Genomic DNA, 20860 nt, shown 5'->3' with positions numbered 1-20860 from the left:
ATCGGGGATACGGAACCTTAAATCACGCTTGGGCGGCTAAGCCTGAGGTGACTCAGCGTTTTTCGCGCGGGGTGATGTAGCGCTCGCCGTGCTCGGTTTCCTCGAGGTCGTAGTCGCGCTCTTGTTGTTGCACGCGGTCCTCGACGGCGCGCGAATGGGTAATCGGCTCGGGGCCGCCCGTGTTCTCCGGGGTGCCGTAGGTTTCGGCCTCTGAACTGTCTCCGTCGCGGTCGGCGCGAGCGGCCTCGCTGAGATCGCGGCCTTGTGGGGAGTTCATGTCCCCTCCGGCGGTCGGCAAGTTGGGAACATTGGGGTCATGTCGACCCGCGGGCGGTTGGAATTTGCGCCCCGCCGCCATATCGGACGAGTTGACGTCGTGACCGTGCTGCGCCTCGACTTCTGCGGCATCCACGTTGGGGAAGCCCGTTTCCTTGACAGCCTTGGGAGGTCTGCCGCTGCCGCGGGCGGCTTTCTCGTCCGAGCGCGCGGCCTCGGCGCTGGTGGCGCCGTCTGTGTTGCGATTGTGGGCGTGGTGCGCGGGGTTGTCCGCGTCGTCGTCGGACTTCGCGCGACGGCCGGTCTCGTGATCGTCGTCGCGGCTCACGGGCTGATCGGGGTCGTCGATTTGGCCGGCCGAAGCAATGGGGTCGGAATTCTCGGGTCGTTTTGTCATTGCTGCCTCCTCATCAGGGGTGTCACGGATGACACTCGTTAATTTCAATATTGGCACTGAACCGTCCAAAACGTAAGCATCCTGATGGGGGTGGTCCCCAGGACGGCACGAGGAAGAGCCGGGAACCGCGTATGCGATCCCCGGCCCTCTCCCGGCGCTAACCTCTCCCCGTCAGCGCGGTGTCAGCCCAGGTGGTGGACGGTTCCCAGAATGTTTTGGGCCGCCAGGTGGTCCGGATGGTTGGGGATTTCGTCGAGTACCTGCTCGATCTGCTCGCCGGTCAGCGGGGGAGTCCCTTCGCCAATGATCGAGTACAGCTGGATGTCGACCACGCGCCCGTCCCCCAGGGTCAACCCCGATGCGCCGGTGGTGGGGTCCTGAAGGCGCCAGCTCAACCGATCGGTGTTGAATGGGCCATCGGTACGTCCCACCACCACGTTCGCGGCGTGATCCGGTCCCTGGGCTTGGCCGTAGACCGTGCGGGTGTGCGTCATCGCGGGCTCAGGCGCCCGCCTCACGGATGTTGATTCCACCCTCGATGTAGTTGTCCGTACTGGTGATGCTCATGGACGTATCGGAGGTGGCAAAAACGTTCCAATGCTCCGGGTATGCGAAGAACAATCGCCCCTGATCCATCGCGGCCAACTTCATGCCCGGGGCGTACTTACCGTTGGTGTCCAGACCCACCTGGGGTGAGTTCTCCGGAGCCACCACGGGGTAACCACCGCTTCCCGGCGCCGGGGATTCCACTGTCGGGGCCGACGGCGCTGCCGGTGCCTCGGTCGCGGGGGTTCCGGGGTTCTCGGCCGGTGGCGCTTCCGTGGCAGGTGGAGGTTGTTCCGTCACGGCGGGGATCTCCGGTGCTGGAGTGCCGTCGGCGCCGTTGAGGGAGCTGCCACCGGTGCGGATACCGCGGGTGCTGCGGTCGTCGGAATGGAAGAAACGGGAGCGGTAATAGCGGGCTGGGTGTCGGAAGTGCGAGCGGGGGCGGGGTTTTCGGTCGTGCGGCTGGGGGCGGTATTGGCGGGTTTTTTCGGGGTGGAATCGGCGGGTGCGGCGACTGATGTGCGTCCCCTGATTCGACGGCGGAGCGGCGGACAGGGCCCCGCATCCGGTGAGAGCGAAAGCGGCGGTGAGTCCGAGGGAGGTAGCCCAAAACCGGGCTTTCATGTGAGTCATGTCACCTACCCTGAGCTACCATGCGCTTCTTTGCAATAGCGAATTTGCTTAAGTTATCGAGCTGTGACCTGGGGCTTAGTTCGGTAACGGGCTGGTCTCGGCCGGGCGGTCCGTGTGGGCGTACTGGGACCAGCTTCCGGGGAACAGTCGCCCGCGACCCAGCCCCGCGAACTCGGCCACCAGCAGGTTGTGGCACGCCGTCACGCCCGAGCCGCAGTAGGAAATCATGTCGCTCGCATCCGTGACTCCTGCGGCCTCGAAGTGCTGACGCAATTGCTTAATGGGCTGCAGGGTCTTGTCCGTGGCCAGGTGTTCGCGGGCAGGCACGTTATGGGCGCCGGGGATGTGCCCCGAACGCGGGTCCACGGGGTCCGGGCCGTGGCCGTCGAAACGAGTGCGGTCGCGAGCATCAACCACCGCGCCGCCGCTGGCTGCTTCGTCGATGGTGGCCAGTGACTCGCGGGGCCACGGCACGGGTGTGAACTGGGCTGAGTCGGGAGTGACGCAACGGGTTTCCAGCGAGGCGGCAGGGAAGGCGTCGATGCCGCCGTCCAGCAGGGCGGCGTCGTGACCCGTGGTGCGCAGCATCCAGACGAGACGTGCTGCCATCACTCCACCGGCGTCGTCGTAAGCGACCACCGTGGAGTCATCACCGATGCCGCGGCGGACATGGCCGCCGCAAAGTCCTCTGGTGAGGGGAGCGGATGGCGGCCGCCTCAGGGGATGCGGGCGCGGCCAAGGCCTCGGAAACGTCCACGAACACAGCACCGGGCAGATGTCCTTGCAGGTAGGCGGCGCGGGCGCTGCGGCCGTCCAGGTACATGCGGGCGTCCGCAAGGACCACGGAATCCCGATGTTCCTGCAGCCAGTCGGCGGTGACGAACGGTTCCATGAGGGTCTCCCTTCGAGCGTGTATCGCCACTCTACGACGCCGCTCCGCTCGCCGGAATGCCCGCACGTTACCGTTTGGTATGACTAAAAATCTGTTGCAGCGACGCAAAAGCGCTCACAAGTCCGCACTGTTCACGGGTCTGGCGCTCACCGGAATGGGTGCCCTGCACCTCGTGAAGCCGGAACCGTTCGAGCGGTTGATTCCCGAGCAGCTACCCGGAACTGCGCGGGACTGGGCGATCGGATCGGGGTATGCGGAACTGGCGACTGCCGGGCTCCTGCTGGTCCCCGCAACCCGCAAGCTGGGCGGTATCGCGGCCACGGCGCTGTTTATCGGGGTGTGGCCGGGCAACATGAAAATGGCGTGGGACTGGCGCCACCGGCCGATCGAGAAGCAACTGATTTCCCTGGGGCGCCTGCCGTTGCAGATCCCCATGATCGCGAGCGCGGTCAAGATCGCCAAGTACGCCTGACGGTTAGGCCGCCTCCGAGGCGCGTACCCACCGGGCGTGGGCCGTGCTGGCAAACACTGAGATCCCCAGCCCCGCGACCGCCCCGATGCTGAAAATGGTGCCGAACTGAGCGGCGTCGGCGAGACCGGCTGTGACGAACGTTCCGGCGGCCGCGCCCAGGAACAGTGACGTGACGAAGAACGAGATGGTGGTGGCGCGGGCGTCCGGGGAGACCTCGGTGGCCCAGCCCTGCACGGACGAGTGCAGGACCGCGTTGGCCAGCCCGATGCACACGGCCGTGATGGTCAGCGGGACCGGCGTGGCGGAAATGGCGGAGGCGCCCATGCCGAGCACCATGATCACGCCTCCCCACACCATGCATTGGGTGCGTGTGAAGCGTCGGGACAGCACGCGCATGATGGGGGCGCCCGCCACCACACCCAGGCCGTAGGTCGCGCCGAGCACTCCGGCCAGTGCCACGCTCACACCCGCGCTCTGGAGAGCGGGAACCACGTAGGTCAGGATGCCCACGAGCACGATGCCCTCCGTGAAGGCCACCGCGTAGACGATGAGCGGCCACTTGGTGAACGCGCTTCCCTTGGCCGCTGAGGTCCGCGCGGGCCTGGGTGCGCGCACGTGGCGCAACAGGATCAGCAACGCCAGGCACGCCACGGCCACGATGCCGAAGACCACACGCCAACTGAGCCACGCCGCGATCGCGCCGGTGGTCAGCGTGGCCACGGCATTGCCGATCGATGAATAGGCAAGTAAGTCCGAAAGCGCATGTACCTTGGCCGGGCCGATGCGTGTGTCCCCGATGAGCGTGAGCAGCGTGGGATACAGCGCGCCCACGGTGAGGCCGGTGAAGCCGCGGGCGATCAACAGCAACGCGTAACCACTGGCCAGAACGCTGGCGATCGAACCGAGCACCACTCCGATCAGCGCGACCCGCAGTACGATGTGACGCCCCCAGCGGTCACTGAGCACACCCCACAGCGGTTGCCCCAGGGCATAAAGCAGCGAGTACACGGTGAACAACTGGACACCTGGCGCACATCCAGGCCGGTGTCGCTGGACATGATCAGCAACATGGGCGGGGTGCCGAACCGGTCGAAGAAGGACACGAACCCCACAGCGCCCAGGGTCCACGTGGGGACCTGTGTGGGTTGGCCGGCGCTCGCGGGTGAATTCATGCTCTCCATCCTGCACCCCGATCCGGATACGCTGGAAAACATGCGCATCGCCATCGGACAGATCCTCAGCTCGCACGATCCGCAGGAGAACCTCGTGCAGGTCCAAGAGCTTGCCGCTCGCGCCGGGCAGGACGGCGCGGACGTGCTGGTGCTGCCGGAGGCCACCATGTTCGCCTTCGGTCGCAGCCTCAAGAACGTTGCCGAGCCGGTCGACGGACCGTGGGGTCAGGCAGTGTCGGCCGCTGCTCAGAAGCACGGCGTGGGGATCGTGGCGGGCATGTTCAGCCCCGGCGACGAGGACCGTGTGCGCAACACCGCGGTTATCGCGCTCGCGGACGGTCGCGTGCTCAGCTACGACAAGACCCACCTCTACGATGCGTTCGGATTCAAAGAATCGGACACGGTCCAGGCCGGTGCGGCACCGGTGACCTTCGACCTGGGCGACGTGACCGTGGGAGTGGCCACCTGCTACGACATCCGATTTCCGGCACTTTTCACCCGCATGGCCGCCGACGGCGCTCAGGTCGTCCTGCTCGGCGCCTCCTGGGGTGACGGCCCCGGGAAGGTCGAGCAGTGGGAACTGTTGGCGCGAGCGCGAGCCTGGACGCGACGTCGTACGTGGTGGCCGTGGGGCAGGCGAACCCGGCGTCGGTGGGTCGCGAGGTCGAGGGCAACGCACCGCTGGGCGTGGGGCACAGCCTGGTGGCCGCACCGAACGGTTCGGTAATCGCGTCCTTGGAGGATGCACCCGATTACCGCGTGGTGGACCTGGATCTGGAGCTGGTGGAGAAGACCCGCAAGGCCATTCCGGTGTTGGAGAACGCTCGCGACTTCTCGTAGCGGTTTTAAGGTTCCCTATGACTGAAATCCATGCGCGAAAACGGGATAGGGAACCAGGAATCACGGGTGATGTGCGCGCTGGGTGAACGACCGCTGACAAGGCTGAGAGCCGCGCGTAGGGTGGAAACAGTTGTCCTGATAAGCACGCTGAGTGATTCGGCGTGGGAGCAACACCACTCTTGGAGGTTCACATGTCCCAGAAGAACAACGGCCCCGTGCGCTTTGCCGTGGTGGGCGTCGGTCAGATTTCCCAGCAGGCATTCATTCCCGGGCTCTCCCGGATCGAGGATGCTGAACTTGCGGCGTTGGTGACGTCCAGCGCGGAGAAAGCGGAGGAGCTCGGCCAGGAATTCGGCGTGGCCACCTACTCCTACGAGGAATACCCGGCGTTGCTGTCCTCCGGAGACATCGACGCCGTTTACGTTGCGACCCCGGTGTTCCGGCACCGAGAGTTCGCGGAACCGGCCCTGAACGCTGGCCTGCACGTGCTGCTCGAGAAGCCCATGGAGACCTCGGTCGAGGACTGCCAGGCCATCATCGATGCCGCGGAGAAGTCAGGTGCCACGCTCATGGTCGCCTACCGGTTGCACCAGGAACCGGGCACCGTGGAGATGATCGAAAAGGTTCGGGACCAGAAGGCCATTGGAAACCCGCGTTTCTTCTCGTCCGTGTTCTCCCAGGACATCACGGAGGAAAACCACCGCGGGCACTCCGGATATTGGGGCGGACCGATCCCGGACATGGGCACCTACCCGCTCAACGAGGTGCGCCACCTGTTCGACTCCGAACCCATTTCCGTGCACGCCATGGGCGTTCGCACCCCGGGCCGCGAGTTCAACTTTGATGACACCGTGGCCGTGACCCTTCGCTTCCCGGAAGATCGGGTCGCCCAGTTCACCATCTCGTACGCATCCGAAGCTGCGGACCGGTTCACGATCGCCGGCACCGAGGGTGAAATCACCGCGGAGCCGTGTTTCGGTTTCGGCCCCGGCGTGGGGATCACCTACACCCTCACCAAGGACGGTAATTCGGAGAGCTTCACCCACGACCCGGTGGAGCAGTTCGGCGGTCAGACACAGTACTTCGTGGACTGCATCCGCAACGGTGAACAGCCCGAGCCCTCCGGTGAAGAAGGCCTTCTGGACACGCGCGTCCACGAGGCCGTGCTCCGTTCCTTGGAAACCGGCGAGACGGTCACTCTGGACCCGTACGAGCGTGACCGCCGCGTCACCTCGGAACAGGTCCGCAGGGTCACCCCGGCCGACGAACCCGAGGACGACGAGATCGTGGACCAGGTTCCCCAGAACGGCTGATCAACCGAGCCGTCCCAGTCTCCGGAATACAGGATTCCGGAATCCAGCCCCAAGAACTCGGCCCACAGAACGGACGCCCACCATGGCCCAGCAGTTCGAGTACGAAACCCGTCTGACCCAGCCTCGTGATGACGTCTTCGCGTGGCATCAGCGCCCCGGCGCCTGACGAGGCTCACCCCGCCATTCGGCGGTGGGCCGGACAAGGTCACGGAGGCCCCCACGGATGGGATCGAACCCGGCTCGCGCGTGAAACTGGGGGTGTCCGTTCCGGGAACCTTCGGAACCGTGCACGTGCCGTGGACCGCGCGCCACGGTGACTGGGATCCCCCGCACTACTTCACTGATCGCATGGAACGCGGGCCGTTGGGGGAGTGGGAACACCGGCACAACTTCGAGGAGAGTCCCGAGGGCGGCACGGTCGTCCGCGATCAGGTGACGGTGCGTACCCTGCCTCAATCGCTGGAGAACGCCAGCGGTCCGAGCGACAAACTGATGCGCGGTCAGTTGGAACGCATCTTCGCCTACCGGGAACGCCAGTTGCGCGGAGACCTCGACTTCCACGATGAGCATCGCGGCCCCCGGCTGCGCATTGCCGTGGGCGGGGCCTCCGGGCTGATCGGCTCGCAGGTGTGCGCGCTCCTGGAAACCGGTGGACACGAGGTGCTGCGGCTCAAACGAGGCGCTTCATCCGGCCCCGGGGTCATCGGCTGGGGCCCGGCCAAAGGTCGACTGAACCCACACGATTTGGCGGGGATCGACGTCGTACTCCACCTGGGCGGGTCGAGTATCGCCACCCGCTTCACGGACAAGAACAAGGACGAAATCCTGTGCTCACGCGTGGAGAGCACCCAGTTGTTGGTGCGGGCGATCGGGCAGGTACCGGCGGATCAACGGCCGCGGGCCCTGGTGGTCGGATCGGCCGTGGGCTATCACGGGACTGATCGCGGTGACGAGATCCTGACCGAACAGCAACCCCCCGGTGAGGGATTCCTGGCCCACGTGTGCGACGAGTGGGAGAAAGCCGCGCACGGTGCGGAGGCTTACGGCGTGCGCGTGGTCAATGTGCGCACGGGGCTGGTGCTGACGCCCAGCGGCGGTCTGCTGCGGCCCCAATTGCCGCTCATGACCGCGGGACTGTCCGGGCCGCTGGCGGGGGCAAGCAGTGCAGAGCTGGATCGGGATCGACGACATGGCCGGAGCGGTTGCGCACCTGGTGCTGTCCGAGGATGCCTCCGGTCCGTACACGTGGCCGCGCCCAACCCGGTGCGGCAGAAGGATTTTGCGCGCATCGTCGCGGGAGTACTGCACCGCCCAGCGATCGTTCCCACCCCGCTGGCCGGCCCGCGTGCGCTACTCGGTAAGGAAGCCACGGAGGAACTGATCGCGGCAAGCCACCGGGTGGACGTGTCCAAGCTCCTGAGCGCCGGCTATCGCTTCCGGCACGAGAACCTGCGGGACTGCGCGGAGCACATTTTGGGGCGGGTGGACTGAGCCGCTTGAGACGAGGCACTCAGCCCCTTGAGAGACGCAGGATTTAGTACTGCTGATCTGAGACGTGAGATCGGGCCAGCACCATCAGATACGCAATGGAGGAACACATGGGAAACACCGAAGGCAAGACCCAGGCTGTAGAGACCATCAAGGAACTGATCGACGGAATCGGCACGTGCGTCATCGCCACGCACACCGCGGACGGCGGCATCGTGACCCGTCCCATGGGCGTGCAGGACAAGGATTTCGACGGCGATCTGTGGTTCATGACCTCCCGCGATTCGGACCTGGTGGAGCAGATCACTGCCAACGATCAGGTCAATGTGACGTTCGTGGGCAAGGGCACCTGGGTGTCCCTGCGCGGACGTGCCGAGCTGGTCGAGGATCCGCAGCGCAAGGAAGAACTCGCCAGCGCCCTGACCGGTGCGTTCCTGCAGACGGACCCCAAGTCCCCGGAGGCAGCGCTGATCCAGGTCAACACCGAAGCCGGTGAGTACTGGAGCTCCGAGGGCGCCAAGACCGTGCTCGAAATCATCAAGGCTCGCGTCACCGGCGACCGCCCGGACGCTGGCCAGAACGACACTGTGCAGCTGTAACTCACCAGTTGTGCCGAGCGAGGCCCCGCGGCCACGGATGTACTGTCCGTGATCGTGGGGCCTCGTGACATCTGGGGCAGGGGTTAGCAGGGGCTCGACATCTGAGGAAGAGGTTCGCGTCGAAACCAGGGATAAACCGGCGTACTTCTGCCAAATATGTTCAGGGCACCGATAAGGGCGCTAACCTCCGCCTCAAATGTTCATCTGGATCCCGTTGGCGCTAACCGCTACCCCAGGTGCCCCCGTAGGTCCACGCAGCCACCACACCGCGACCCACTCCACCCACTTGAGCAACGTCACTCGGCACGGTTCCGCGTGTTTCTGTATTCTTTTCTCCGTGACATCTCAACTCTCCCGGCCCGCGGTGTACCTCGGTGTACCCGCCACCGCCGATGACAAGGAGTCGGACAGTCCGAAGAGGCACAGTCCTCTTCCCCGATCCGGCACAGCCCTTAGCCCCCGCTCCACGGCAACGCCCGTAGCAGTTCCCACGATGAGCGAGGTGGGCCAGTGCTGACAGCATGGTTCGTCCTGCTGGCTTTTTTGCTCCTCGTGGCAGCCAACGCCCTGTTCGTGGCGGTGGAGTTCTCGTTCCTCACCGTTGACCGGCAAGCGATTCAGCGCGCCGAAGCGGAAGGTGACAAGCGCGCCGTCGTTATTGAGCGCAGCCTGAAGAAAACCTCGACCAACCTGTCCGGTGCCCAATTGGGTATCACCGTGTCGAGCTTGGTGGCCGGCTTCCTGACGGGGCCCGGTATCGGCGAGCTCTTGCGCGGAGGGCTCGGCTGGGCCGGTATGCCCGACGCTGCGGCCACCGGTATCGCCACCACCGCCGCGTTCATCGTGGCGACCTTCACGCAGATGGTGTTCGGCGAGCTGGTTCCCAAGAACTGGGCGATCGCAGACCCGATGCGCGTGACCCACGTGGTCGTGTACCCGCAGAAGATCTTCATGGTGCTGTTCGGTTGGCTGGTCAAGGTCCTCAACGGAGCGGCCAATGCAGTACTGCGCTTCCTGGGTTTCACGCCCACGGAGGAAGTCGCCAACGCACGTACGGCAGCCGAGCTTGCCGCCGTGGTCAACCGTTCCGGCCGTGAAGGCACGTTGGAAGCTGGGACCGCAGAATTGGTGGCTCGCTCCATTGAGTTCGGTGAGCGCACCGCTGCAGATGTGATGCGTCCGCGACCGCGCGTGAACTTCCTGGAATCCGATGACACCGTGGAGCACATGCTCCTGACCGCGGCGGAGACCGGTCACTCCCGGTTCCCTGTGATGGGCGAATCCGTGGACGACATCGTGGGCATCGTGCACTACACCCACGCCCTGGCCGTTCCGTTCGAAGAGCGTTCGACCAAGCGCGTTGCTGACATCGCAGCACCGGCGGATGTCGTTTCCGAGTCAATGACCCTGGATCCCCTCATGCGCAAGCTGCGCGGCAAGGGCCTGCAGCTGGCCATCGTGGTGGACGAATACGGCGGCACCGCCGGCATCGTGACTCTCGAGGACCTCATCGAGGAAATCGTGGGCGAGATCGATGACGAGCAGGACACGAGAGTGCAGCGCTTCCGCCGCACCCGGGACGGTGGACTGGTGATTTCCGGTCTGCTGCGCCCCGATGAACTGGGTGACGTGCTCCGCTTGGACATGCCCGAGGGCGAAGAATCAGACACTCTGGGCGGGCTCATTGCGGAGGAGCTGGACCGGTTGCCCCGCGTGGGCGACACCCTCACGGTCGAGGCCACGGACCACGCCCACCGCGACGAGGACGATTTGCCCACCAAGGCCAACATCCACATGGAGGTGGTCCGCATGGATCAGCACCGTGTGGACCGGATCCTGGTGCGCCGCGAAGGCGGAGACCCGGATGCCCGGGGCGGGTCGACCACCTCCACCGAGTGGAAACCACCTGCTCACCGGAATGATCCGCTGGGTGGGGAGCCGCGCCAGCCGGAAACCGCTGAAGAGTTCCAGGCCGCTCAGGCCGGCCAGCAAGGTAACCCCTCGCTCCGTCGCGATGACGACGTCTCGATCGAGGATCCCGGAGAGGAGCAGCAGCGATGACCACCAGCACTGCGATTATCGTTCTCGTCCTGTTGCTCGCGGGCAACGCGTTCTTCGTGGCCAGTGAGTTCGCCATGGTCTCGGCCCGCCGTGACCAGTTGGAGCCCAAGCTGCCGAAGCTCCAAGGCCGCCAAATATGCCCTCAAGGGCATTGAAAACGTGTCGACGGCGCTCGCCGCCACCCAGCTCGGCATCACCGCGTGTTCGTTGCTGATCGGTGCCGTGGGTGAACCCGCGATTGCGCACCTGATCGAGCAGCCGCTCGAGTACTTTGGCGTGCCGTCCGCGCTGCTGCACCCCATTGCACTGGTCATTGCACTATTGATCGTGACGTTCTTGCACATGGTCCTGGGCGAAATGGTGCCCAAGAACATCGCCATTGCGGTTCCGGGACGCTCGGCCATGGTGCTGGGGCCCGTGCTGCACGGTTTCGTCATGGTGTTCCGCCCGTTCATTTGGATCATGAATGAGACGGCCAACCACTTGGTCCGCTGGCTCTTCCGTGTGGAGCCCAAGGACGAGGTCGCGTCCTCCTTCACTTCAGAGGATGTGCGCGGGTTCGTGGCCGAGTCCGGCCGCGAAGGTCTGCTCGACAATGACGAAATCCGGTTGTTGACCGGCGCCTTGAACTTCGAGAACAAGACCGCCGACGACGTCGCTCTGCCCCTGACGGGCATGCGCACAGTGGCCAGCGATATCACCGCCGCAGGCATCGAAATGATGTGCGCGGAGACCGGGTTCTCGCGCTTCCCCGTTCAGGACCAGAACGAACGCCTGATGGGTTACATCCACACCAAGGACGTGCTGGGTCTGCCCGAGACCATGCGGCACGTGCCGATCCCGGCGGCGTCGATCCGTCGATTCGCACGAGTGGCACCGGAGGACAAGCTGCGCAAGGTCACTCGAACCATGCAGGCCGACGGCGCGCACTTTGCGCTGCTGGGCCAGGTGGCCCGGGATTCGCGCACCACGGACGAGTCGGTGTACATCGTGGCTCTCGAGGATGTTCTGGAGGAGCTCGTGGGTGAGGTTCGCGATGCGACCAGCAAGCCGGTCGCGGACTGACCCGTAACGGCGAATCAATCAATCGGTGGATGACCCGCCCGCAACGGCAAACCCATAATGGTCTGAAACCCATTCCGTGATCCCAGGGAGAAACATGCCCAGCCAGTCAGCTTCAGCCGCATCGGGGGAGCGCGTGAACAATGCCGCGAATCCGAGCACCAATACGTCTCCGACCAATGCGCCGCGTGTGAGCCCCCGGGGCTCTACCGCGTGGTGGCCACGGCGGAGATGGTCACGTGGGCGTTGCTGATCGCGGCCATGATCGGCAAGTACGCCCTGGGAGCACCGGACTGGACCATGCGGATTGCCGGCAGCATCCACGGTTTCGTGTTCTTGTCCTACTGTGTGTCCACCGTGGTCGTGTGGACGGACCAGCGCTGGCCCGCATCCAAGGGGATTCTGGGTCTGCTGCTGGCCATCGTCCCGTTCGCCACGGTGCCGTTCGAGCGCCACGTGGACCGCAAGGGTCTGCTGGCCTCGCAGTGGCGTGTGGCGCCGGCCGGTGCTGCACCGCAGAACGGCCAGGAACCTGCTCGGACTGCTGCCGAACGGCTCCTGGCCGTGATCCTGCGCTGGCCGATTCTCTCGGCCTTGGTGTTGGTGGTGTTCGTGGCCCTGTTGTTCACCGTGCTGTTGAACGCGGGCCCGCCCACCGAGTGGTTCAACTAGGGATTAGCCCGCCAGAGCTGCTGAGCGGCCCGGTACACCCCACGACTTGCCGTTGAGCGCAACGCTGCGGTGGGTGTTGGTGGGGTTCACCAGCACGTAGCGATTATTGGACAGTTTGCGCACGAGCACCTGATTCGAGGTGGAGCGCGCACCCGTTCCGTAAACCCCGTTGTTCACGGCCTCCCGAAGGTCACGGACCCCGGCGGCGTTGGGGTTCACGGAGCGGTCCGTGACCTTCTCGGCCAATCCGGTGTTGCGCGCGATCTGATCCTGGCAGTTTTCGACCTGCGGGATCACGGACTTCACGCCGCGTGCCCCCGAGTCACGAGTCAGCAGGGTCTGGCCCAGCAGCATCCGGTAGTCGCGTTCGCGGCGGATGTCGGCTGCCCGGGAGACTGCCCCGTTGCCCGCCTTCAAGCACTGAGCCCCGCCGTTAATGGTTTTGCCCTGGTCGTAACCGCTGGTGCTCACGGCGCGCTTCGAGACGGCGTAATCGTGGTGGAGGATCGGCATGCCCGCGGCGGTGAGCTGACGATTCACGTCCGCGGACTTCTGCAGGTACGCGTTCGACAGGGGAGAACCATTACGGTCCTGCGTGCTGAACTCGCGCATGGCGAAGTCCACGGCGCCCGTGCGGGCCAGTTCGTTCGCCCGTGCCACGTTGGAGGGCTTCTCCGGGTAGATGCCGAGGTTCACGGCCAGCGGCACATCTCGCTTGAGGCGGTTGTCCAGCTGACGATTGACGCTGTCGATCACGGCGGTCGCGCGGCGGGCGTAGGCGTTGTCGTCCGCCCACGGGCCCCACTTGCCCACGTAGTCCATGTCCTGGCCGTGGCCGGCGGTCATTGCGACGTCGTCGAAGAACACGCCGTCGAACTTGGCGGGACCCGCCTTGGTCACGCGACCGGGCAACGACGGCGCTTCGAGCAGCTTGGCTGCGGCGGTCGCGCAGACGTCCGCGTACGCGTTCGAGAGGTTGGAAATGGTCGAGTAGTTCCAGCCCGGGTAGGTGGCCAGCCCCATCGAGTTGGTGGCTACGCGGGAGTTGCCGGGGCGAACGCCGAACTGGCGGCCGTCAGACTTGGGATCGGCGCACGTGCGCTGGAAAGCGCCGTTTTCTGAACTGCGCTCGGACATGGCGCCCAGGTTCATGTAGGCGTAAAACGTGGTGCCGGGGTTGGCGGCCTTCATATCGGCCAGCGTGCACTCGCCACGACCACCGGCAACGGCAACCGTGGGGTCCACGATGGCGTCCGAGACCTTACCGACCAGCTGGCCGCCGGGGCACAGCTGCTGCGGCTGCTGGAAGCCATGGAGATAGGCCGGCGCACTACCCGCGGGCGGGGTGGGAGCGCTGGGTGTGGTCGGAACCGGTGCCGCCTGAGCGGGCATGATGGTGGCCACCAACGCCAGCAGCGCGGTCATGGTTCCGGCAATGGACAGGGATCGGCGCGAAGTACGCGAATGTTGGGATCTGGATCGCATGTTCAAAAATGTAACGAAACAGTAACGAGCCGTTGTGACTAGCGGGTATGTTTCAGTTGTCTCTTTGGTACGCAGGCTGATGAAAGCTCAATGAGCCAATGACGAGAAGCGTCATACCCGAGCACGACGCTCCCCGGGGTGAAAGCTCGCTACCCTCGTGACGATGGCACTTCACGTACGTTTCGCGCGCTGGGCGGAGAATCACCCCCACATCAGTAACGCCCTGCTCATGGGCGGCGGGATCATCTTTTCCCTGGTCTTCCTGACTGCCGGGGCGATGGACGCGGGGAAGAGCATCTGGTGTGCTGCGGTGGTGGCGTTGCCGTTGTTCTTCCGGCGGGCGGCGCCCACGGCCACGGCGTTCGCTGTGGGTGCCCTGGCCCTGCTGGTCCTGGCGGTTTTCAATGTGGCCGCCATCGGACTCTGCATGTGGGCCGTGCCGTGCCTGATGTACACGGTGGCGGTTCGGGCGTCCAAAAAGAAGCGTCGTGCCGTGCTGATCGCCGCACTGCTGGGTTGCTTGGTGTTCGCTCTCCTGTGCCGCCGGTGGTTCTTCGTTTTCTATGGAGATGCCTCGATTCTGGAATGGGTCATGGCGTCCCTGATGTTCTTCGTGGTCAGCGCGCTGTTCGTGGTGGTCGCTTTCCTGGCGGGTGATTTGGCGCGCAACCGCTGGCGGCGTCGTGAACAACTCGAAGACCGGGCCCGTCGTCTCGAGGTCGAGCGCGAGCAGGAGGTCCGCATCGCAGCGCAGGACGAACGCACGCGCATCGCCCGGGAAATGCACGATGTGGTCGCGCACTCGCTGTCCGTGGTGATCGCGCAGGCAGACGGCGCCCGGTACGCGGCGGCGTCGAACCCTGACGTGGCTGCGCAGACCCTGGAGACCATCGCGGAAACGGCGCGCGGTTCCCTGACCGAGATGCGCAAGCTCTTGGGGGTGCTGCGCACCGATGACGAGACCGAGACCAAGCCCGTGCCCCAGCTGGGCGACATCCCCGAGCTCGTGAACTCCGTGAAGTCCGCTGGGCTGCCCGTCCAATTCAGTGAGACGGGCACGCCGACCTTGAGCACCGGCGCGCAGTTGAGTCTCTACCGCGTGGTGCAGGAAGGCCTGACCAACGTGTTGAAGCACGCGTGGCAGGCGAGTTCGGTGCGCGTGACCATCGAGCACCGGCCGGATTTCTCGTGGGTCGAGATGGTCAACGACGGCGCCGGCGAGGACGATTCCCCGCGGGCTCCCGGCGGAGGTCACGGGTTGCAGGGGCTGCGCGAGCGCGTAGCTCTGTACGGTGGTGATATGACGGCGGGCCCCCATGCCACACGCTCGGACGTTTTCGTCGTTCAGGCCACTATCCCCTCGGATATCCCCACGGAGGACGCGTGAGTTCCATTCCCCCAGAGTCCGCCAACGCATCGCGAGTGCTCATCGTCGACGACCAACCGCTCGTGCGCGGTGGCTTTCGCATGCTCGTCGATTCCCAGCCGGATCTCACGGTGATCGGCGAGGCCGGTGACGGCCAGGAGGCCGTGGACTTCGTCTCGGAGGCGCTGGGTACGGAGCGCGTGCCGGACGTGGTGCTCATGGACGTGCGAATGCCCAGGCTCAACGGCATCGAGGCAACCCAAGCCATCCTGGCGGCACACCCGCAGACCAAGGTCATCGTGCTCACGACGTTCGACCTGGACGAATATGCCCTGGACGGGATACGCGCCGGTGCCAGCGGATTCCTGCTCAAAGACGCCCGCCCCGAGGAACTCCTGGAAGCCATCCGTACGGTCGCCCGCGGCGATGCCGTGATCGCGCCCTCCACCACGCGCCGCTTGCTCGACCACTTGATCGCCGATTCTCCCGACGACGACGCCGCTCCCGCAGGCGTCGCGCAGCCGTCTCCCACCGGGGCGGCCGGGAACGTAACGGGGCCCGGGCAGGTGCCCGCGGCGGCGTCGAACCCGTGGGAAAACCCGCGATTGGCCCTGCTGACGGCGCGCGAGCGAGAGGTCTTCGAGCTCGTGGGGCGGGGGCTGTCCAACGCGGAAATCATGTCCGAGCTGTTCCTGTCCGAGCCGACGGTGAAGACGCACGTGTCCCACATTCTGGCCAAGCTGGGTGCCCGCGACCGGGTGCAGGCCGTGGTGGTCGCCTACGAAACCGGAGTGGTGACTGCCTGACGCTGCCGCCTGAAATGTCCATGCGAAACGCCCCGCGAATTCGAGATTCGCGGGGCGTTTCAGTGAGCCGTGGGTTTAGTGCTCGTAGGTGTGGAGGTCGATGTTCTTGGACTCCTTGGTCAGCAGGATGGCGATGCCACTGATGGCCGTGAGAATGCCCAGGTAGAGGATGACGCGGCTGATCTGACCGTCGGCTCCGTACAGAGTGGCCAGGATCGAGGGCGTGAAGCCCGCACCCAGCAGGGTGGCCATCTGGTAACCCACCGACGCGCCGGTGTAGCGAGCTGCGGTGCCGAACTGCTCGGAGATGAACGCGGCCAGCGGACCGTAGATGGTGCTGTGGCAGGTGAGGCCCACCATGAACGCGAAGAAGATCAACAGGATGTTGGAGGAGGCGAGCCAGTTGAAGATGGGGAGCAGCAGGGCGATGAAGGCGACCATGCCGATCAGCATCACCGGGCGGCGACCCAGGCGGTCGGACACCTTGCCCATCACGACCACCACGCCCACGGACAGCAGCGAAGCGGTGGCAAAGGCGTAGAGAACCGGCTGGCGCTCGGCACCGTGGGAGACGGCGTAGGTGACGGCGAACGAGGCCATGACCACCTGCAGTGCGAAGCCCGCGGCACCGCCGAACATCACCAGCAACAAGTTCTTGGGGCGGCGAATGACGCTCCAGATGGGGAGGGCGGCCTTCTTGGGGGACTTCTCGTCCTGCTCAACGGCTGCGGCAAAGATGGGGCTCTCGGAGATCTTGGCGCGGATCACGAGGCCCACGATGAGGAGGGCGGCCGAAAGCAGGAACGGAACGCGCCAGCCCCAGGAGAGGAACTGATCCTCGGGGAGGGAGGCGAAAAGGCCCATGACAAAGGTTCCCAGTGCGGAACGGTCGGCGCCGGCGTTGACGAAGGATGCGGCGAACCCACGCTTCTTGGGCTCGGCGTGCTCCAAGGCCATGAGTGCGGCACCGCCCCACTCACCACCGATGGCAATGCCCTGCATGAGGCGCAGCGTCACCAGAATGATGGCACCCCAGGAACCGATCACGCGCCGGATGGAATCAGTCCGATCAGCGTGGAGGCCACACCCATGATCAGCATGGACAGGATCAGCATCTTCTTGCGACCCAAGCGGTCGCCGAAGTGACCGAAGATCACGCCACCGAGCGGGCGTGCAATGTAACCCGCGGCAAAGGTGCCGTAGGAGGCAACGGTTGCTGCGAGCGGGTCCAGGCCTGCGAAGAACACATGCGGGAAGACCAACGCGGCGGCGGTGGCGTACAGCAGGAAGTCGTAGAACTCGATGGTGCTGCCCAGGTAGCTGGACAGGACCACGCGGCGCGCTTCCTTGCGCTTTTCCTGCACGCTCAGCTGGTCCAGCTGAGGGGTGGCTGTTGCGGTCATCGGTACTCCTTGGTGGCGGCCAACGCGCCACGGCAGTGGGAAGTGAAAGAAGTTCTGTGGATCGAGCCATGAACTACGTAATCTGTGGTGCGCATCACGTTAGACAACTATCGTCCGTTAAGTCAATCAATTGTCAAAAGTGCTGGACTCGATATGCTGAATTCCGCACGAACGCGGGCGTTCACCTGCCCGCCGGAGTGGCCACCCCCGCTGCCAGAAGGACTTCATGAGCATTGACACCGCGCCCTCCGACCTCCCGGAGTTCCAAGGACCCACGGCGCAGACCGCCATCATGGCGTTGTTCGGCATGTACGTGGTGGTCGAAGACCTGTGGCTTACGACCAAGGGGATCATCGAGGTGCTGGAACCGTTGGGCGTCTCCGAGGATGCAACCCGCATGACCTTGGCGCGAATGTCCAAAAAGGGATTCTTGACCAAGCAGCGTCTGGGCCGGGAAACGGTGTACTCCGTTGGCGCTCGAGGCATGCCGGTGTTGCAGGAGGGATACGTGCGCGTGCACGACCCGGATGTGCTGATGCAGGACTGGGACGGCCAATGGACACATGTGTTCTACTCGCTCCCCGACAAGGCGCGGAATCTGCGACGGCAACTGCAATCCGCACTCGAATGGGGCGGGTTCGGTCGCTTGCAGAACGGTGTGTGGGTCGCACCGGGTGTCCTGGACGTGGATCGCTTGGTGGGCGACATCGAGGGCAGCGAGTGCGTCCGTGCGTTCACCAGTGTTCCGGCCGGTTCCACGACCCATGACCAGATCCTGCGGGAAGCTTTCGATCTGGCCGAGATCTCGCGTGGCTACGAGGAGTTCATCGGACGCTGGAGTCCCTTCGTCACGGACCGCAACGCATCACTGCACCGCCGGTTGTTGGTGAACACGGAATGGTTGGAGATCACCCGGCGAACCCCCATGCTTCCCGCGACGCTTGTCCCCGCAGACTGGCCGGCTCGCACCGCGCAAGATGTTTTCACCGCGGTGGACCGAGCGATGTCCCGTGGACATCAAGTCCGCGGTCTCCTGACTGCTGCGAGGCAGTGTTCTCATTCCCGAGCATGGTTTGGCGCGGTCGCCTCAGACCCCGGGATGAGGCGGTGACCTGCGGGTTCGGTACCCCCGCCCGATGTGCTCGTGTCCCAATTCGGACAGGGTTGAAGCATGAACACGACTCGCACCGAAACCCAGCACTCCGAGGGCCTGCCGTGGGGGCAGCAGACCCAGGCGCAGACCCAGACGCAGGACCAGCGGCAGACAGGCTCTAGCGCCCCCACGCACGCGCCCCAGAATTCTGCGCGGCACGCGGAAGGCCAGCACCAACAGCACCGGTCCATGGCCGTGGTCGCCGCCAACGTCTCCCGCACCTACGGAACGGGTGAGGCCTCCGTCAAGGCGCTGGATCGCGTGAGCCTGGACATCCCCGAGGGCACCTGGTGGCCGTGATGGGACCGTCGGGATCGGGTAAGTCCACCCTGGTGCACTGCTTGGCCGGCCTGGATGTTTCGGACAAGGATCCCAACACGCGCATCGTGGTGGGCGGCCAGGACATCACCGGCCTCTCCGACGACCAGCTCACCCGCTTCCGCCGCGACCACGTGGGTTTCGTGTTCCAGGCGTTCAACCTGGTGCCCACCCTGACTGCACGGCAGAACATCGAACTTCCCCTCTCGCTGGCAGGTAAGAAGGTGGACTCGCACCGTCTCGAGGCGCTCGCGGACACCCTGGGCATCCGCTCCCGCTTGGACCACCGCCCGGATGAGATGTCCGGAGGCCAGCAGCAGCGCGTGGCCATTGCCCGCGCCTTGCTTCCCGAGCCCTCGGTGATCATTGCGGACGAGCCCACCGGTGCCCTGGACAGCACCACCTCCCACGAGGTCCTGGGCATGCTGCGCCGCAGCGTGGACGAGTTCAACCAGACCGTGGTCATCGTGACGCACGACCCCGAGGTCGCCCAGGCCGCCGACCGCGTGGTTCGGGTCATGGACGGCCGCATCCAGTCCGACGGCGCCGCGAAGGGTGATCTGTAATGCGCACCGTTGTCCTGTCCAGACTTCGTCTTCAATGGACCCGCTATCTCATGGTGCTCGCCGTGGTCGCGGTGTCCTCCGGGTTCATGACCGCGGCGCTGGGGCTGTCGAGCACGCTCACCGCAAGCATGACCAATGACCTGGCCGCCCAGTACAAGAATGCGGACGCCGTGGTGACCACCAAGGCCGATGCGATGTCCAGTTTCAGCAGCACCCCGCAGCAGCTCGATGAACTTTCCCGCGTGGACGGTGTCGACTCGGTGTGGGCCCAGTACACGACCGCGGGAGTCCCCAGCTCCAAGGACGTGTCCGCAGACGGCTCGCCCGTCAGCACGTCGAACCTGCCCGGCGATCCCGCCCTGCTCCCCGCAGAGATCAAGAGGGCACGTTCCCCAACGGGCCTGACCAGGCCCTGGTGACCGAATCGGTCGCTGACAAGTATAAGGTGGGAGTGGGGGACACCTTCTCCCTTCAAGAAATGGGTGGCGCACCCGCCGGTGAAGGCGGCGAAGGCGAGGCACCCGCTCAAGATGCGCAGGCGCCGTCGGCGGCCAAGGAATTCACCGTGTCCGGTCTGACCGAAACCACGGCGACCGGGGCGCTTGCGAGCGTGTGGCTCACCAATGACGGCTTGGCGAGTTTCTCGCCCGGCCAGATGTCGGGCGATCGCCCGCTGCAGGCCATTCAGCTCACGCTGGGTGGTTCGGCCAGCGACGCCCAGCTCCAGGAGCTGACGACCGCCGCGTCGAAAATCCTGGCCGCCGGTCAGGGCGAGCAGCCCGAGCTGCGCGTGGTGACTCCGGAACAGCTCACCGAGGAACTGCTCGATCAAATGGCGGCAGGTTCCAACATTCTGACCATGTTCCTGCTCGCGTTCGCGGGGCTGTCCATCCTGGTGGCGCTGCTGGTCGTGACCAACACGCTGTCCGTGCTGACCGCCCAGCGCGCCCGTGAACTCGCGCTGCTGCGTTGCGTTGGCGCCACGAGTAAGCAGGTCCGCCGTTCGGTGCTGACCGAAGGACTGGTCCTGGGCACCGTGGGGGCGCTTATCGGCGTGGCCGTGGTGTGGGCCCTGGCCCTGGCGCTGAAGGCCTCCGGGCTCATCGGTGTGGTGACCATAACGGTGGCCCCGCGCGATCTGCTGGTCGGATTCTTCACGGGCATCGTCCTCACGATGATCGCCTCGCTCGGCCCGGCCCGCCGCGCTCACGGGGCCTCGCCCCTGGACGGTCTGCGTGGTTCTCGCGCCGCTGACGGCGTTCCCCGCGTTCGCGTGATCCTGGGCGCCTTGATCCTGGTGGCCGGTGTCGCAACCCTGGTGTTCGGTGCGATGGAGCGCG

At 65.3% G+C, this 20860-nt stretch carries 22 protein-coding genes and 2 pseudogenes; 15 read left to right on the top strand and 9 right to left on the bottom strand.

What is annotated here, in order from left to right; genetic code table 11:
- Nucleotides 1-52 precede the first annotated feature (52 nt).
- The 5 genes from YO9_RS0111780 to YO9_RS18380 form a co-directional block, all read right to left on the bottom strand.
- Nucleotides 53-673, bottom strand: a complete 621-nt coding sequence (locus tag YO9_RS0111780) for a hypothetical protein (RefSeq protein ID WP_016997646.1) — start codon at nucleotides 671-673, stop codon at nucleotides 53-55.
- A gap of 182 nt (nucleotides 674-855) precedes the next feature.
- A complete protein-coding gene (locus YO9_RS0111775; RefSeq protein ID WP_016997645.1) occupies nucleotides 856-1167 on the bottom strand; it encodes a hypothetical protein in 312 nt (103 codons plus the stop codon).
- A gap of 7 nt (nucleotides 1168-1174) precedes the next feature.
- The gene (locus YO9_RS0111770) at nucleotides 1175-1852 is read right to left on the bottom strand and encodes a hypothetical protein (RefSeq protein WP_223286480.1); all 678 of its coding nucleotides are present in this window, start codon (nucleotides 1850-1852) and stop codon (nucleotides 1175-1177) included.
- Nucleotides 1853-1927: 75 nt separating this feature from the next.
- Nucleotides 1928-2461: a sulfurtransferase gene (locus YO9_RS0111765; RefSeq protein ID WP_396350766.1), complete on the bottom strand. Its 534-nt coding sequence runs from the start codon at nucleotides 2459-2461 to the stop codon at nucleotides 1928-1930.
- Between the two features lie 40 nt (nucleotides 2462-2501).
- Nucleotides 2502-2744 (bottom strand): rhodanese-like domain-containing protein, encoded by a 243-nt coding sequence (locus tag YO9_RS18380; RefSeq protein WP_223286478.1) that lies wholly within the window; start codon nucleotides 2742-2744, stop codon nucleotides 2502-2504.
- A gap of 79 nt (nucleotides 2745-2823) precedes the next feature.
- Here YO9_RS18380 and YO9_RS0111760 point away from each other — a divergent pair, with 79 nt between their 5' ends.
- Nucleotides 2824-3216: a DoxX family protein gene (locus YO9_RS0111760; protein ID WP_016997644.1), complete on the top strand. Its 393-nt coding sequence runs from the start codon at nucleotides 2824-2826 to the stop codon at nucleotides 3214-3216.
- 3 nt (nucleotides 3217-3219) lie between these two features.
- Here YO9_RS0111760 and YO9_RS0111755 read toward each other — a convergent pair whose 3' ends face one another.
- Nucleotides 3220-4224: an MFS transporter gene (locus YO9_RS0111755; protein ID WP_223286482.1), complete on the bottom strand. Its 1005-nt coding sequence runs from the start codon at nucleotides 4222-4224 to the stop codon at nucleotides 3220-3222.
- Between the two features lie 48 nt (nucleotides 4225-4272).
- Between YO9_RS0111755 and YO9_RS0111750 the strand changes: the two are divergent.
- From YO9_RS0111750 to YO9_RS0111720, 8 genes and pseudogenes are all read left to right on the top strand, one after another.
- Nucleotides 4273-5228: pseudogene (locus YO9_RS0111750) on the top strand (carbon-nitrogen hydrolase family protein).
- A gap of 191 nt (nucleotides 5229-5419) precedes the next feature.
- A complete protein-coding gene (locus YO9_RS0111745; RefSeq protein ID WP_016997641.1) occupies nucleotides 5420-6541 on the top strand; it encodes a Gfo/Idh/MocA family protein in 1122 nt (373 codons plus the stop codon).
- A 141-nt stretch (nucleotides 6542-6682) separates the two neighbouring features.
- Nucleotides 6683-8032, top strand: coding sequence for an SDR family oxidoreductase (locus tag YO9_RS0111740; RefSeq protein WP_223286477.1), 1350 nt, complete (start codon nucleotides 6683-6685; stop codon nucleotides 8030-8032).
- A 107-nt stretch (nucleotides 8033-8139) separates the two neighbouring features.
- Nucleotides 8140-8628 carry a pyridoxamine 5'-phosphate oxidase family protein gene (locus YO9_RS0111735; RefSeq protein ID WP_016997640.1) on the top strand — a complete coding sequence of 163 codons (489 nt, stop codon included), beginning with the start codon at nucleotides 8140-8142 and terminating at the stop codon, nucleotides 8626-8628.
- Between the two features lie 510 nt (nucleotides 8629-9138).
- On the top strand, nucleotides 9139-10689 hold the full coding sequence (locus tag YO9_RS0111730; protein WP_016997639.1) for a hemolysin family protein: 1551 nt from the start codon (nucleotides 9139-9141) through the stop codon (nucleotides 10687-10689).
- Nucleotides 10686-10844, top strand: a complete 159-nt coding sequence (locus YO9_RS18375) for a CNNM domain-containing protein (protein WP_016997638.1) — start codon at nucleotides 10686-10688, stop codon at nucleotides 10842-10844. The genes YO9_RS0111730 and YO9_RS18375 overlap by 4 nt, the downstream gene beginning before the upstream one ends.
- A gap of 4 nt (nucleotides 10845-10848) precedes the next feature.
- Nucleotides 10849-11754, top strand: coding sequence for a CNNM domain-containing protein (locus tag YO9_RS0111725; protein WP_016997637.1), 906 nt, complete (start codon nucleotides 10849-10851; stop codon nucleotides 11752-11754).
- A gap of 210 nt (nucleotides 11755-11964) precedes the next feature.
- Nucleotides 11965-12423, top strand: a complete 459-nt coding sequence (locus YO9_RS0111720; protein WP_016997636.1) for a DUF3817 domain-containing protein — start codon at nucleotides 11965-11967, stop codon at nucleotides 12421-12423.
- A gap of 3 nt (nucleotides 12424-12426) precedes the next feature.
- Here the strand turns inward: YO9_RS0111720 and YO9_RS0111715 are convergent, their stop codons facing one another.
- Nucleotides 12427-13848, bottom strand: coding sequence for a hypothetical protein (locus tag YO9_RS0111715; RefSeq protein ID WP_016997635.1), 1422 nt, complete (start codon nucleotides 13846-13848; stop codon nucleotides 12427-12429).
- A gap of 223 nt (nucleotides 13849-14071) precedes the next feature.
- Between YO9_RS0111715 and YO9_RS20095 the strand changes: the two genes are divergently transcribed.
- Nucleotides 14072-15295: a sensor histidine kinase gene (locus tag YO9_RS20095; RefSeq protein ID WP_031273193.1), complete on the top strand. Its 1224-nt coding sequence runs from the start codon at nucleotides 14072-14074 to the stop codon at nucleotides 15293-15295.
- On the top strand, nucleotides 15292-16080 hold the full coding sequence (locus YO9_RS0111705; RefSeq protein WP_016997633.1) for a response regulator transcription factor: 789 nt from the start codon (nucleotides 15292-15294) through the stop codon (nucleotides 16078-16080). Before YO9_RS20095 ends, YO9_RS0111705 begins: the two co-directional genes overlap by 4 nt.
- A gap of 75 nt (nucleotides 16081-16155) precedes the next feature.
- Here YO9_RS0111705 and YO9_RS0111700 read toward each other — a convergent pair whose 3' ends face one another.
- Both YO9_RS0111700 and YO9_RS21695 read right to left on the bottom strand, forming a co-directional pair.
- Complete coding sequence (locus YO9_RS0111700; protein WP_396350765.1) at nucleotides 16156-17127, bottom strand: MFS transporter; 972 nt, start codon at nucleotides 17125-17127, stop codon at nucleotides 16156-16158.
- Nucleotides 17124-17483 (bottom strand): MFS transporter, encoded by a 360-nt coding sequence (locus YO9_RS21695; RefSeq protein ID WP_396350764.1) that lies wholly within the window; start codon nucleotides 17481-17483, stop codon nucleotides 17124-17126. Before YO9_RS21695 ends, YO9_RS0111700 begins: the two co-directional genes overlap by 4 nt.
- A gap of 226 nt (nucleotides 17484-17709) precedes the next feature.
- On the opposite strand from YO9_RS21695, the gene YO9_RS0111695 reads away from it, so the two are divergent.
- From YO9_RS0111695 to YO9_RS0111675, 4 genes and pseudogenes are all read left to right on the top strand, one after another.
- Entirely contained in the window at nucleotides 17710-18594 is an 885-nt protein-coding gene (locus YO9_RS0111695) for a PaaX family transcriptional regulator (protein ID WP_016997632.1), read from the top strand.
- A 231-nt stretch (nucleotides 18595-18825) separates the two neighbouring features.
- A pseudogene (locus YO9_RS0111685) lies at nucleotides 18826-19520 on the top strand (ABC transporter ATP-binding protein).
- On the top strand, nucleotides 19520-19939 hold the full coding sequence (locus tag YO9_RS0111680) for a hypothetical protein (RefSeq protein WP_223286475.1): 420 nt from the start codon (nucleotides 19520-19522) through the stop codon (nucleotides 19937-19939). The pseudogene YO9_RS0111685 and the gene YO9_RS0111680 overlap by 1 nt, the downstream one beginning before the upstream one ends.
- Nucleotides 19936-20860 (top strand): ABC transporter permease (locus YO9_RS0111675; protein ID WP_016997628.1); only part of this gene is annotated, 925 nt, incomplete at its 3' end. The genes YO9_RS0111680 and YO9_RS0111675, both read left to right, overlap by 4 nt.

It is taken from the genome of Kocuria atrinae C3-8, assembly GCF_000286355.1.
GTDB classification, from domain to species: domain Bacteria; phylum Actinomycetota; class Actinomycetes; order Actinomycetales; family Micrococcaceae; genus Kocuria; species Kocuria atrinae_A.
This window is presented reverse-complemented; position numbering and strand designations above follow the sequence as displayed.